The 13431-nt window shown below is 63.4% G+C and carries 15 protein-coding genes and 1 tRNA gene; 6 read left to right on the top strand and 10 right to left on the bottom strand.

The window, feature by feature from the left end; all coding sequences use genetic code 11:
• Positions 1-116 precede the first annotated feature (116 nt).
• Genes AOP79_RS05815 through manA form a run of 3 tightly spaced genes read right to left on the bottom strand, consistent with a single transcriptional unit; the run spans position 117 to position 3323 of the window.
• Positions 117-818, bottom strand: coding sequence for a metal-dependent transcriptional regulator (locus AOP79_RS05815; protein WP_062071465.1), 702 nt, complete (start codon positions 816-818; stop codon positions 117-119).
• On the bottom strand, positions 815-2146 hold the full coding sequence (locus tag AOP79_RS05810) for a UDP-glucose dehydrogenase family protein (protein WP_062071956.1): 1332 nt from the start codon (positions 2144-2146) through the stop codon (positions 815-817). Before AOP79_RS05810 ends, AOP79_RS05815 begins: the two co-directional genes overlap by 4 nt.
• A 22-nt stretch (positions 2147-2168) precedes the next feature.
• Positions 2169-3323: a mannose-6-phosphate isomerase, class I gene (gene manA, locus AOP79_RS05805; protein ID WP_161794229.1), complete on the bottom strand. Its 1155-nt coding sequence runs from the start codon at positions 3321-3323 to the stop codon at positions 2169-2171.
• Positions 3324-3365: 42 nt separating this feature from the next.
• Here manA and serC point away from each other — a divergent pair, with 42 nt between their 5' ends.
• Together serC and AOP79_RS05795 are read left to right on the top strand one after the other, a co-directional pair.
• Entirely contained in the window at positions 3366-4493 is a 1128-nt protein-coding gene (gene serC, locus AOP79_RS05800; protein WP_062071954.1) for a phosphoserine transaminase, read from the top strand.
• Positions 4490-5401, top strand: a complete 912-nt coding sequence (locus AOP79_RS05795) for a CAP domain-containing protein (RefSeq protein WP_062071460.1) — start codon at positions 4490-4492, stop codon at positions 5399-5401. The genes serC and AOP79_RS05795 overlap by 4 nt, the downstream gene beginning before the upstream one ends.
• Here the strand turns inward: AOP79_RS05795 and AOP79_RS05790 are convergent.
• The 3 genes from AOP79_RS05790 to AOP79_RS05780 are packed head-to-tail and all read right to left on the bottom strand — an operon-like array spanning position 5388 to position 7913.
• On the bottom strand, positions 5388-6587 hold the full coding sequence (locus AOP79_RS05790) for an MFS transporter (protein ID WP_062071458.1): 1200 nt from the start codon (positions 6585-6587) through the stop codon (positions 5388-5390). The genes AOP79_RS05795 and AOP79_RS05790 overlap by 14 nt on opposite strands.
• Positions 6588-6630: 43 nt before the next feature.
• Positions 6631-7521, bottom strand: a complete 891-nt coding sequence (locus AOP79_RS05785; RefSeq protein ID WP_062071455.1) for a DUF3027 domain-containing protein — start codon at positions 7519-7521, stop codon at positions 6631-6633.
• Between the two features lie 8 nt (positions 7522-7529).
• Positions 7530-7913 (bottom strand): cold-shock protein, encoded by a 384-nt coding sequence (locus tag AOP79_RS05780; protein ID WP_062071453.1) that lies wholly within the window; start codon positions 7911-7913, stop codon positions 7530-7532.
• 164 nt (positions 7914-8077) lie between these two features.
• Here AOP79_RS05780 and AOP79_RS05775 point away from each other — a divergent pair, with 164 nt between their 5' ends.
• The 3 genes from AOP79_RS05775 (at position 8078) to AOP79_RS05765 (ending at position 9536) form a co-directional block, all read left to right on the top strand.
• Entirely contained in the window at positions 8078-8764 is a 687-nt protein-coding gene (locus AOP79_RS05775; RefSeq protein WP_062071450.1) for an HD domain-containing protein, read from the top strand.
• Between the two features lie 124 nt (positions 8765-8888).
• Entirely contained in the window at positions 8889-9182 is a 294-nt protein-coding gene (locus tag AOP79_RS05770; protein ID WP_062071447.1) for a WXG100 family type VII secretion target, read from the top strand.
• 72 nt (positions 9183-9254) lie between these two features.
• Entirely contained in the window at positions 9255-9536 is a 282-nt protein-coding gene (locus tag AOP79_RS05765) for a DUF4031 domain-containing protein (protein WP_062071445.1), read from the top strand.
• A 132-nt stretch (positions 9537-9668) separates the two neighbouring features.
• Here the strand turns inward: AOP79_RS05765 and groL are convergent, their stop codons facing one another.
• From groL to AOP79_RS05750, 3 genes are all read right to left on the bottom strand, one after another.
• Complete coding sequence (gene groL, locus AOP79_RS05760) at positions 9669-11294, bottom strand: chaperonin GroEL (RefSeq protein ID WP_062071443.1); 1626 nt, start codon at positions 11292-11294, stop codon at positions 9669-9671.
• A gap of 272 nt (positions 11295-11566) precedes the next feature.
• Complete coding sequence (locus AOP79_RS05755; protein WP_062071441.1) at positions 11567-12190, bottom strand: LytR C-terminal domain-containing protein; 624 nt, start codon at positions 12188-12190, stop codon at positions 11567-11569.
• A gap of 10 nt (positions 12191-12200) precedes the next feature.
• Positions 12201-12479, bottom strand: coding sequence for a DUF3263 domain-containing protein (locus tag AOP79_RS05750; RefSeq protein WP_082093406.1), 279 nt, complete (start codon positions 12477-12479; stop codon positions 12201-12203).
• A gap of 111 nt (positions 12480-12590) precedes the next feature.
• On the opposite strand from AOP79_RS05750, the gene AOP79_RS05745 reads away from it, so the two are divergent.
• Positions 12591-13268: a uracil-DNA glycosylase gene (locus AOP79_RS05745; RefSeq protein WP_062071436.1), complete on the top strand. Its 678-nt coding sequence runs from the start codon at positions 12591-12593 to the stop codon at positions 13266-13268.
• A 23-nt stretch (positions 13269-13291) separates the two neighbouring features.
• Here AOP79_RS05745 and AOP79_RS05740 read toward each other — a convergent pair.
• Positions 13292-13364 (bottom strand) — tRNA-Thr (locus AOP79_RS05740).
• Between the last annotated feature and the right edge of the window lie 67 nt (positions 13365-13431).

Below are 13431 nucleotides of genomic sequence, written 5' to 3'. Positions count from 1 at the left end.
TAAACATGGCGCGTCGATGTTCCTGGCAATTTTGCTTCCTCGGAGGGAACTCCGAGTCCCGCCAGTTGGTGACCCAAGCCATCAGGGTCCCCGGCACTGCTAGTCGTCCATGTTACCTAATCGTGACGATTTGCCAAGTCCGCGATTCCGAACACGTGGCGGGCCGCCTCGACGGACAGTTCAAGGGTCCTGCCCGCTACAGTCACCACCACAACTCCATCGGTCAGCGCGGCGTCGACTGTCGCTCCTGGAACCAGCCCAATTTCCACTGCTTCATCCAAGAAGCCTGCGGCGGCCTGTGGGCCCTCGCCGATGCGGTGGATAGTGAAATTCGTCACGCCAGGATCCGCGACACTCGAAAGAGCTACTGCACCGGACTTGTCCGCCTCGCCAGCGTCCACACCAAGTTCTTCGAGCCCTGGAATGTGGTTTCCGTACGGCGAGGTGTGAGGAACATCGAGCATCTCGACCAGGCGACGTTCAACCCGGTCGCTCATCACGTGCTCCCATCGGCACGCTTCCTCGTGGACGTAGGGCAGCTCAAGCCCAATCACGTCGGTCAACAGCAGTTCCGCGAGCCGGTGCTTACGCATCACGCGCACCGCGATCTCACGGCCATGCTGAGTCAGTTCGAGGTGGCGATCAGGGGCAACGATCACCAGTCCATCGCGTTCCATGCGAGCGACGGTCTGGGACACAGTAGGGCCGGAGTGGTCGAGCTGCTCCGCGATCCGGGCCCGCATGGGCACTACCCCGTCCTCGATGAGCTCGTAGATAGTCCGCAGATACATCTCGGTGGTGTCGATGAGGTCACTCATTTGGACAGGCGTCCCATCCCTCGGTACTCCCAACCAGCATTGATCCAGTCGTGCGCGGGCAGGCAGTTGCGCGCATCGATGACACGACGGGCTGCGACGGTCGCGCCTAAGATTTCTGGATCAATCTCCCGGAATTGCTGCCACTCAGTGGCCACAATCACCAACTGTGCGTCTTTGCACGCCGCAGCGGCATCTTCCGCATACGTCAGCGTTGGCCACACACGGGCAGCGTTGTCATTGGCCTGTGGGTCATGAACAACGACTTCCGCACCCCGCAGGTGCAGTTTCCCGGCAACGTCGAGGGCTGGAGAGTCGCGAATGTCGTCACTGTTCGGCTTGAACGCTGCACCCAGAACTGCGATGCGGACGCCATCGAGCCCGCCCACCAATGCTTCTGCCATCTCCACCACATGTTCACGGCGGCGCATGTTGACGGTGTCGACTTCCTGCAGGAACGTCAAGGAATTGCCGACGCCAAGTTCACCTGCACGCGCCATGAAGGCACGGATGTCCTTGGGCAGGCACCCTCCACCAAAGCCCAGGCCAGCGCCCAGGAACTTGCGGCCGATGCGGTCGTCGTGCCCGATGGCATCGGCGAGGTCGCGCACATCGGCGCCCGTGGCCTCGCAGACCTCGGCGATGGCATTGATGAAACTGATCTTGGTCGCGAGGAATGCGTTCGCACTCACCTTCACCAGTTCCGCTGTCGCGAGGTCCGTGACGAGGAAGGGTGTGTCTCGCTCCAGCATGTCGGCGTACACGCGGCGTGCCACTTCCTCGGCCTGGCCCGGTTCATCTCGGTCGACGCCGAGCACCAGACGATCGGGGCGTAGCGTGTCTTCGACGGCAAAGCCTTCACGCAGAAACTCGGGGTTCCAGGCAAGCGTGACCTGATCGCCCGCGGGGGCAATGTCACGCACTCGTGCGGAGAGTCGCTCGGCGGTGCCGACGGGAACTGTCGACTTTCCAAAGATCGTGGCAGGACGGTCAAGCAGCGGCGCGAGAGTCTCGATGACCGATTCCACTTGCGAGACGTCTGCGGCGTATTCACCACTCTTCTGTGGTGTGCCCACACCAATAAAGTGCACATCGGCGAAAGCCGCAGCCTCAGTGGCGTCGGTCGTGAAGCGCAGGCGACCTGACTCCACGTGCTTTCTGAGGAGTTCAGGCAACCCGGGTTCGTAGAACGGCACCTCCCCTGCGGCAAGACGCGCGATCTTGTCGGGGTCAATGTCGACACCGAGGACTTCATGCCCCAGTTCAGCCATACCCGCGGCATGTGTTGCACCCAAGTAACCCGTCCCAAAGACGGCAATCCGTTCAGCCATGCGCACTACTCTAGTCCGCGACCTAGTGGTGGCGTTCTGTCTCCCAAGGGGTGCGGGCAACGACCGCCTGACCTGATGTCGTCACGTCGAGGACACCGCAATGATGGGGAACAAAGGCTGCCTTGCCTGGTTCCAGCACAATCCGATCATCGTCACAGTGCAACGTCGCTTCGCCGTTCAACGCCAAAACGATGCGTGGTGCGGCCGGGAGTTGCGCACGTCCCTCCGTGACGATCGTGAGCGCAAACTCCTGAGCTTCGGTCACGAGATGACGTGCAGCACCCTCACTGTGGACAGTGGGAAGGGCGGGCGCACACTCGCGAGGCTCAAGGAGCTCAAGAAGCAGGGGAACATTCACCGGCTTGGGCGTGAGTCCGGCCCTCACGACATTGTCAGAGTTGGCCATAATCTCAAGGCCCAACCCCGACTGGTACGAGTGCAGGACACCCGCGCCAACAAACAGCGACTCCCCCGGCGCTAGGGCAACACGGTGCATACCCAAGGCGACCACCGCTCCCGCATCGCCAGGAAAGTGGTGCAACGTTCGTGCGGCAGCTGCGAGCGATGAGCCAGCATCGGCCCTTTGTCCGGCGCGAGCGAGAGCGTCGAGCGTGTCCGGGCCCACACCCGCGGAGAGTGCTTCATGGATAAAGGCGCGAATGTCTCCCGCCGCTTCAAGGATGTCCGCGAGTTCCGACGCGCGGACGGTTTCCAACGACCGCAGGTCGATGGCGGTATCCCGCACAGGCCTCACGCCCGCAAGAATCTCCATCGGCGTCACCGCGACGACCATCTCCGGCTTGTGGAAGGGATCGAGGAAGTGGTGCGGAGCCCCACCCGTGCCCCGTTGTTCCTCTGAGAAGCCCGTACGCGCCTGATCCAGCGTCGGATGCACCTGGATAGAGAGGGGCTTCCCGATTGACAGCACCTTCAATAAGTACGGCAACCGCGGACCCCAGTGCTCAGCCGCCGACTCCCCCAACATTCCTGCCGGCTCGCGCGCAATGAGCTCGTCAAGCGGGAGCCCCTCGGCGTCGAGCCTCGATGGGCCAGAGTCGTGTGCGCCCCACCACGCCTCGGCCACAGGCTCGTCCGTCGCAGCCACTCCGAGCATCCGTGGAATGTCCTCGTGGGTACCCCACGCATAGTGGCGGAGCACGGGGCTGATCAGATGCACAGGCGCAAGTCTGCCAGTTGGCTCGCCACTACGCTTAACCCCATGTCGAACGATGTGAAGATTCCTTCAGAATTGCTGCCCCGCGACGGACGGTTTGGAGCAGGCCCCTCGCGCGTGCGTGATGAGCAGATTCAGGCGATCGTCGATGCGCAACCCCAGGTGATGGGCACCTCGCACCGCCAAGCCCCCGTCAAGGATCTCGTGGGCGATGTGCGCCGCATGCTTGCCGAGCTCTATTCGCTCCCCGAGGGCTACGAAGTGATCTTGGGCAACGGCGGTTCGACGTCCTTTTGGGACGCCGCGGCATTCTCCTTGGTCGAGACGCGCGCGCAGCACTGCGAGTTTGGCGAGTTTGGCAGCAAGTTCACCGAGGTGACGCGCACTGCGCCGCACCTCCAGGACCCGGACGTCATCACTGCCTCCGCCGGTGACATCGCGACTCCCGTTGCCCGCAAGGGAATTGACGTCTACGCATGGCCACACAACGAGACATCGACAGGCGCGATGGCGCCGGTCGCGCGCCCGGAAGGGGCCGATGCTGGCGCGCTGACAGTGGTCGACGGCACCTCGGCGGCGGGCGGGCTCGCATTAGACCCCACGCAGGTCGACGTCTACTACTTTGCTCCGCAGAAGAGCTTTGGAGCCGACGGTGGCTTGTGGTTTGCGCTGATGTCCCCGGCGGCAATCGCGCGCATCGAGAAGATCGCCGCAAGCGGGCGCTACATCCCCGCGACCCTCAACCTCGCCACCGCGGTCGACAACTCCCGCAAGAACCAGACCTACAACACACCGGCGCTGGCTCCACTGGTCATGATGCGCAACCAACTCGAATGGATGCTCGCCAACGGTGGCATGGAGTTCACCACGGCACGCACCAGGGAGTCCTCTTCGCGCCTGTATGCGTGGGCTGACCGAACTGCGCAAGTTGAGGCATTTGTCACAAACCCTTCCGCTCGCTCCCATGTGGTCGTTACCGTCGATCTCACACCATCGGTAGAAGTGAACTCGCTGATCTCGATTTTGCGTGCTCACGGGGTGGTGGATATCGATCCGTACCGCAAACTGGGACGCAATCAGATCCGCGTGGGCACGTTCCCGTCCGTCGATCCTGATGACGTCACGGCCTTGACCCGCTGCCTGGACTGGCTTTTGGAGAAGCAACTGTTATGAGCGCACCGCAGGAGACAACCCCTGTCGAGACCACTACTCGACGTTTCCCCACCGGAGTTCTCCTGCTCGCTCTCGTTCCACTCGCTGTCGTCGGCACCACGGGTGCCGCCGCAGGCTTCTGGAGCACAGACGATGCCGCCACCAGCGCTGACGGCGCCACGGCATCGGCCCTCCACAGTGACGCGTCCGATCAGGGCGCATCCGCACAAGGCGCATCTGTACAGGACAGCGCCGACGCTGCAGGCGTTGAGGTCGTCGTGGAGCCAGTGAGTGCCGCCGATACGGAGTTGGCCTCCTTTGAACAGTCCACGCCCAAGATCAGTGTGTCCTTGCCACCAGAACCCGTGGTGACACCTCCACCCGCTGCGCCCAGTGGAAATTCGGGCGGCAGCCACGGTGGTGGCTCGTCCAATGGATCATCTGGCGGCGGCTCGTCCAGCGGCTCTTCCGGCGGATCGGCACAGGCTTCAACCCCACAGTCGCATACTGCGTTCTGCTCATCACCCTCAGTGACCGCCAGCGCCTATAGCGCCTCCGGGTTTCTCTCGGCGGCGAACACCGAGCGGGCACGCCTGGGCATCCACCCGCTCTCGTGGTCGGGAAGCCTCGCCTCTGTAGCGACGGCCTGGTCTCAGGACATGGCCCGCCGTGACGCGCAAACTCCCGGTGACCTCATCGACACCATGGACCACAACCCCAACCGTCCCGCTGGTGGCGAGAACGTCGCGGCGTCGTACAGTTCCGCGGGCAAGTCGCAGGGAAGTGCCGCTAACCAAGCGCACAAAGAGTGGATCGAGTCTTACGGCCACTGCGTCAACATGATGAACCCCGCATACTCCTACATGGGCGCGGGCATGGCCGTCACCAGCGATGGCAACGCCTGGTTCTCCACGGTCAACTTCCAGTAGGACCCGTTTCCTCAGGCTTACCCTGCTCAAGAACCGCCGCCCCATCGACCGGCTTGCGAGGCACCCAAGCCGCGAGCGCACCCGACGTCACCAGTCCCACTGCGCCGATTCCCCACAAACTCCAGGGGAGCGAGGCCACGGCGACAGCCGAGACCGCAGCTGGTCCCACCAATCCCCCGACATCAACCAAGATCGTCCAGATCCCAATGAACATGTCACGTCCCACGGCCGGGGCAGCATCATTGCCCAGAGTCATCAGTGCACCCGAACCCCACCCATTGCCAAAACCAATGATCATCGCGGCCACCGCCACCATCACAGGGGTGGTCGTGAAAGGCAGCAGCACCAGCCCCAGCGCGATGAGCACAGTAGAGGGCACCACAGTCCACGCCCGGCCCCACCTGTCGGCGACAATCCCAGCGGGATAAAACAGCAACATGTCAACACCAGCGGACAGCGCGAAGATCAACGACACCATCGAATCGGTAGCGCCGATGTGTTCGGCCCACAGCGGGATCACCAAGATACGCACGCCACGCACCGCGCCCGTAAACATCACTGCCATCCCCAGCGTGCCCAGGACCGATGCATTGGCACGAATCACCGAAACCGCTGAGGCGTGGGCATGCTCGTGTGGCCGCGCGCGGTCCCCCCACGCGGGAGACACAGCAAGGGCCGCCATTGCCACCACCACGGTGATGGCAGCAAACGCATAGCTCGCGGGCAAGCCCCACGCCGCGATGATGGCAGCTCCCACCAGCGGGCCGATGAAGTTGGCAATGCGCCAGATGCCGGCCAACGTGGTCAACGCCCGAGCACGGTGAGTAGGTGGAATGAAACGGGCGATCTGGCCCTGGCGTGCCACGTGATAGACCGCGTGCCCCACCCCTACGAGCATGACACCCACCGTCAACGAGATCAGTTCGCCTGACAGCCAGCACAGGACCGCACCACCAGCCAGCACGGCGAGTCCGAGCATCGCTGCGCGCGCGTATCCCAAATACGAGCAGAAACGTCCCCCAATGTACGAGCCAAGAATGCGGCCGCCCGAATACAGTGCGACGACGCCCGCGGCGATCGCAGCCGAATGGTCGAGTGCCACCACGGAGAGGGCGAACAGCGGCATCATTGCGCCCAGGCCCAGTTCCGCGAGGAACGTTGGAATATAGGTAGTACGGACCGCCACGCGAAGAGTTTCTCGACTCAGCGCGGGCGCGGCTGAGGCTCGCTTAGCCAGCGTCGGCCTCGAGCTTGACTTCCGTCTCTGCCTGAGCGTCCGCTTCTGCCGTGACGTCCTGTGCAGCCTCGCCAGCGTCGGCTGCCTGCTCCGACTCGTCGACCTGCTTAGTCTCGGCCGCCTGCTCAGTCTCCTCTACGGGGTCCGGTGCAGCCATGTCCAACGCAGTCACGGCATCCGTGTCGATGACGGGATCCGGCTCGGGCCACTTGCTGGACTGGCGCTCAACATCCGTCTGCGAGTGCGCACCGCAGCCGTGATCGACGGAAACAACCTTGCCGTCCGAAGGCGACCACTCGTTCGCGCACGCTCCAAAGGTCGTACGGAACGATCCCTGCAGCGGCAAAAAGAAGGCACACGTGGAACACGGCGCGGCCGAGGCGACTGCGCTCGATGCCGTCGGCCCGTGCGAACCGCGATACCAGCGGTCCGCAGTCGAGACACGCCCTTCAGGAGCCAACACGCGTTCACGACCGAGCCCGAGTTCCCAAATCTCCAAAGCATCGGCGTCTTCCCCGGTCACTTCGTATCCGGGAACGAGCCGTGAGTCTTCAACAATCTTGGGGAGCACCATCGATGGCTCGAGGTCGCCGGGACGAATTCGGTCCGCCCACGGAATCCACGAGGGGGCAAGCAGTGCATCGTCGGACGGCACCAGGTGTGCCTCGCACAGTGAAGCCTCGCGGCCTCGCGGAGCACGCGACACCGTGACGGCCCACACCCAGCCTCGGTACCCCGGCATCGTGCACACAAACCTGTGCGTCACGAGACGGTCGGCATCACTGTGGGCACCCCGGTATTCACCTACCCACTCAGCACCTTCAGCAACCTCAACGGCGGCCTCGTGCGCGAGGTCTACGGCTTTGTCCAGCACTGCATCCATGGGTGAGGTTACGCCTCCAACTGGTCGGCAACTGCCCGCAACACGGACGCCACCTTCTGGCCACGAGCCGAATCTGGGTAGCGGCCCTTTCGCAGTGAATTTGAGACACCATCGAGCATCTTGATGAGGTCCTCAACGATGACCGTCATCTCGTCAGGCTTCTTGCGCAGGCCCTGCGAGACAGTAGTCACGGGATCAATCAGCGTGACGGACAGCGCCGACGGGCCACGACGGCCATCAGCAACCGAAAAGTCCACGCGCGTACCTTGGCGCGGCGACGTCACCCCTGCAGGAAGTGCAGAGGCGTGCAAGAAAACTTCACTGCCATCGTCTCCGGCAATGAAACCGAATCCCTTGTCAGCGTCGAAAAACTTCACACGACCGGTGGGCACATCAACCTCACTGAAATTTCCAGGCGCCGCGAGTTCGGCACCAGTTCAGTCTAACGGGCACCAGCCCTCCTCGCGGTGCCCACACCGGCGGTTGCCTGGTACTCCAAAAGAGGAGGACACTAGAGGCAAGACCTTATTGATGGCGTGAAGTGTGAGGTGGCCTTGTGCCCGTCCCCGATTGGCTTGTCCCAGCCTTTCAACGTTCCGTAGTTGCTGCCGGAGCGACAGCGTCGCCCACCCAGGTGACGCAAGCAGCAAACCGCCTCATCGAGTGCTGGACAGCGCCCGACAGGCACTACCACTCCATCGGCCACCTCGTGGATCTCCTCCAGCGTGTGGACGAGTTGCAGCAAGAGGCCGCTAAACCGCATCTCATTCGGTTGGCCGCCTGGTACCACGGAGCGATCTTCGACGCGGAAGAGCGCGCGGCAACCGCGCGCTTGGGCGAGAACGAGGCGGCGAGTGCGGAGTTTGCTCGCACGGAGCTCACCGCATTGGGCTTGGACGATGCGAAGGTCGCCATCGTGGCGTCGCTGGTTCAGGGGCTGGAGCGTCACAGCCCGGCGGCGCTCGACACGGACGCGGCAGTACTGTCGGACGCTGACCTCGCTGTCCTGGCTGCAGATCCCCAGCGATACAAGGTGTACACCGCTCAGGTGCGCGAGGAGTATCAGAAGATCCCCGAGTTGGAGTACCTGGAGACGCGGCAACGCATCTTGAAGCGGCTCATGTCCCGCGACCGGATCTACGTGTCTCCCTTGGCGCGTGGTTGGGAGCGTCAGGCCCGCGAGAACGTTGCGGGCGAATTGGCGCGGCTGGATCGGGACATCGCCAAGGCTGCAGCCGCGTAAGCGTTGTCCCCAGGATCTGTTGAGGTATTTCCCTACCCACAGATGTTGAGCGTGCACGCTCAACGTCGGCACGTCAGCCCTAGCGTCGTGGTGTCCACATCACCATGAACCACAGGAGCACACCATGACCCAGTTCAACGTCGACAGCAACGCCGTCTCTGAGGCAGGCACACGGGCACGGGCCTCGAGCGAAGCGATTCGCACCGAAGTTGCAGCCATGGTGGGTCACCTCACCGCACTCGAAGGTAGCTGGCAAGGCGGTGCCGCGACCGCATTCGCGCGCCTCCTCGAAGACTGGCGTGCCATGCAAGTTCAGGTTGAACTCAACCTCGACTCGATCTCTATGGCGCTCGACAACGCGGCCGTGACCTACAGCAACGCTGAGGACAGCGCGACACAACTCTTCACAGGTCGCTAGACACCACAGCCCACCACCTGCAACACCACCACCCATGCGGTCACGGACCACCTAGGCAACTAGGCTCGGTCCGTGGCCGTCCTCATTGATCCTCCGCTGTGGCCCCGCCACGGACGCATCTGGGGACACATGGTGTCCGATACCTCGCTCGCAGAACTGCACGACCTCGCGGCACAAGCAGGGATCCCCGCAAGAGCCTTCGACCGCGACCACTATGACGTTCCCCTCGACCTGCACCCGCAGCTCATCCAACTCGGTGCCCAGCCCGTCAGCACACGCGAACTCATCCAAAGACTCCGTAAGTCAGGACTGCGCGTCACCCACGCACAACGCCACGCGACCGGCGAGCAATAGTCGCTCCGGCATCGGCCGGGCTACAGCAGATTCGGCGCGTGCGCCGAACCGTTCAGGTATGACGAAGGCCCCCAGGGAATCCCTGGGGGCCTTCGTGTACATCAGCGCGTGTGGTGCACGCGCGGCTCAGGCTTAGAAGCCCATGCCGCCCATGTCGCCACCACCGGCAGGCATTGCCGGCTCGGGCTCGGGGATGTCCGCGACCACTGCTTCGGTGGTGAGGAACAGACCCGCGATGGACGCAGCGTTCTGCAGTGCGGAACGAGTCACCTTGACCGGGTCGTTGACGCCAGCAGCCAGCAGGTCCTCGTACTCGCCTGTTGCGGCGTTCAGGCCGTGACCGACAGGCAGACCCTTGACCTTCTCGACAACAACGCCACCCTCAAGGCCAGCGTTGACCGCGATCTGGCGCAGAGGAGCCGTGATAGCAGCCTCGACGATGCGAGCACCGGTTGCCTCGTCACCAATCAGGTCCAGCGTAGGCAGACCAATGGTGCCGGCCTGGATAAGAGCGACGCCACCACCGGCGACGATGCCCTCTTCCACAGCAGCCTTAGCGTTACGCACGGCGTCTTCGATGCGGTGCTTGCGCTCCTTGAGCTCGACCTCGGTTGCCGCACCCGCCTTGATGACTGCAACGCCACCTGCGAGCTTGGCGAGGCGCTCCTGGAGCTTCTCGCGGTCGTAGTCCGAGTCCGAGTTCTCGATCTCGGCGCGAATCTGGTTCACGCGACCCTCGACCTGGTCCTCGGAGCCAGCACCATCAACGATGGTGGTCTCGTCCTTGGTGACGACGATCTTGCGTGCCTGGCCCAGGAGCTCGAGACCAGCGGTCTCCAGCGACAGACCGACAGCCTCGGAGATGACCTGGCCACCGGTGAGAACTGCCATGTCCTGCAGCATCGCCTTGCGACGGTCGCCGAATCCAGGAGCCTTGACAGCAATAACCTTCAGGTTGCCGCGGAGCTTGTTGACCACGAGGGCAGCGAGTGCTTCGCCGTCAACGTCCTCGGCGATGATCGCGAGGGGCTTGCCGGCCTGCATGATCTTCTCAAGCAGGGGCAGCAGGTCCTTGAGCGACGAGATCTTCGACTCGACGAGCAGCACGTAAGCGTCCTCGAGGACGGCTTCCTGGCGCTCAGCGTCGGTGACGAAGTAGGGGTTCAGGTAACCCTTGTCGAAGCGCATACCTTCGGTGAGCTCAAGCTCGAGGCCGAACTGGTAGGCCTCCTCGACGGTGATGACGCCTTCCTTGCCGACCTTGTCCATCGCTTCAGCGATGAGTTCGCCGATGGCAGGGTCGCCAGCGGAGATACCAGCGGTAGCAGCGATCTGCTCCTTGGTCTCGATCTCCTTGGCCTGTGCCAGCAGCTGCTCGGTGACGGCGGCGACGGCCTTCTCGATGCCCTTCTTCAGAGCGATCGGGTTGGCGCCGGCCGAGACGTTGCGCAGACCCTCGCGAACGAGTGCCTGAGCGAGCACGGTGGCGGTGGTGGTGCCGTCACCCGCGACGTCGTCAGTCTTCTTGGCAACTTCCTTGACGAGCTCGGCGCCGATCTTCTCGTACGGCTCCTGGAGCTCGATCTCCTTGGCGATCGACACACCATCGTTCGTGATGGTGGGAGCGCCCCACTTCTTTTCGAGCACGACGTTGCGGCCCTTGGGGCCGAGGGTGACCTTGACGGCGTCAGCGAGGGCGTTCATGCCCCGCTCCATACCGCGACGGGCCTCCTCATCGAAGGCAATCTGCTTTGCCATGGGTGTAAGTCCTCTTTCGATGATGGTGGCTCCGAGTTGCCCGCGACGGACGGCAGAGCCCTCGCCGTTCACGTCACGACGGGAGCTCGTACCTCAACTACAGAGCCGAACTTTTTAGCACTCTCGGATGGAGAGTGCTAACTGTGATTCTGGCACTCTCCCCCTCCGAGTGCAAGCCAGGACCACCCCACCCTCAAAGCCAAATGGCTCCATTTCGCTGTCATGAGGTCACAAGACAGCGAAATGGAGCCATTTGGCGAGAAAGAGGGGGGTTAGTTCGGGTCGGACGCGAGCAGTACTTCGATCTCCGCCCCACCAGGGGTTCCCCCGCCCTGCACCGCGGTGATGTCGAGTGTGTCCGCCACATCCTGTGCGGTATCCGCGAAGGCATCGTCGCTGTAGACAACGGTGTTCACACCGCCCGGGATCAGCGAGATATCGATGTTGTTGGCGGCCAAGTTGGTGTAGCCAGCGGCCTCAAGCTCGGCCTGCTGCTCGCCAGCCATGCCCTGAATCCCCGCACCATTGCGCACGTGGATCTGTGCGTCGTAGCGGATGTCGGGCTCGGGCTCGGGTTCTTCAGTTTCCGTCGGCGTAGGCGTCGGAGAGGGAGTCGTTGACGGTTCGGGGGCCGTCGACGGCGTCTGCGAGGGCTCAGCGGAGGCCGATGCACTTGGAGTCACCGTGGCGGTCGGCTCATCGTCGCCGCCTTGGCCGAGATTCCACAGCACCATCGCAATGCCGTAAGCCACAGCACCTGCGATCAGGAAGGCCAGGATGGGCGTGAGCACCTTGCGCCACCATGGACGCGGGGCGCGGTGAACACCGACGGGACCTGGGCCCTCTGCGAGTTCGTCGAACTCATCCCGCTCGAACTGTTGTGTTTCCTTCGCCACGGCTCACACCCTAACGTGCATTCGACACGCTGACGGCACTGGTCGAACGGAGGCGTCGAGCCTCGCGCATCCGGCCCAGGCGCGCGACAAGCGTGGGGTCAAAGGCTAATGCGGCAGGTGAATCCAACAGCGAACTCAGCACCTGGTAGTACTGCGTCGTGGACATGCCTAACTCGTCACGAATGGCATGGTCCTTGGCCCCCGCGGACGCCCACCAGCGACGTTCCAGAGTCAAGACGGCCTGGTCACGTTCAGACAAAGCTTCGCCGGTGTCGTTCGCGTCAGACATTCTCACCTCCTGCGTCATGTGGTGGGTCTAGCGTAATTCCCTCGCGGCTCAGAATCGTGACACCACCCCGAGGGCGGCCCCGGACCAACTGCCTGAAGTTAGGGTGGCCCCATGATCGACACGTGGCGTGAGCATGTCGCCGACGACTGGCGCAACGCTTTGGAGCCCGCGGCGCCCACCTTGTCGAGCATCGGCCGGTTTCTCGATGCTGAGCAAGACCAGGGCTATGACATCGCCCCTCACGCCGACGCCGTGTTCCGCGCCTTCCGCGAGCCGCTCGCCGATGCCCGGGTCCTCATCATCGGTCAGGACCCCTACCCCACACCCGGCGACGCGGTCGGGCTGAGTTTCTCGGTAGCGCCAGGACGGCCGATGCCACGTTCCCTTCGCAACATTGCCGCCGAGTTGGCGACGGACACCGGAGAGACACTGACTGACGGGGATCTCTCCCATTGGCAGCACCAAGGGGTGGTGTTGCTCAACCGGGTACTGACAGTCCGCGCGGGCAAGGGCAATGCGGGCACGCATCGGGGCAAGGGCTGGGAAGAGGTCACGGCAGTGGCAATCGAGGCGCTGGCGGCGCGTGGCACACCTCTGGTTGCGGTGCTCTGGGGCAAGGATGCGCAACGGCTCGAGCCCGCACTCGACGGCGTGCCTGTGGTGTCGAGTGTCCATCCCAGTCCACTGAGTGCACGGCGCGGGTTCTTCGGGTCACGCCCGTTTTCACGGGTGAATGCCGCGCTACAAGCACAAGGTAGCGAGCCTATTGAGTGGGGTTCGCCGGCGTAAGCACGGCAATGCGAGACAAAGAGAGCTGGCAGCGGGACTCGAACCCGCAACCCCCGTATTACAAGTACGGTGCGCTACCAATTGCGCCATGCCAGCTGTGGCGCCAGAGCGCCGCCCCACGAGGATACCCACACTTGAGGTGATTCCAAACCTCAGGAGTGCC

The sequence above is a fragment of the Demequina sediminicola genome (assembly GCF_000975055.1).
Taxonomy (GTDB): Bacteria; Actinomycetota; Actinomycetes; order Actinomycetales; family Demequinaceae; genus Demequina; species Demequina sediminicola.
Note: the sequence above shows the minus strand (reverse complement) of the source record. Positions and strands in the feature narration are given on the sequence as shown.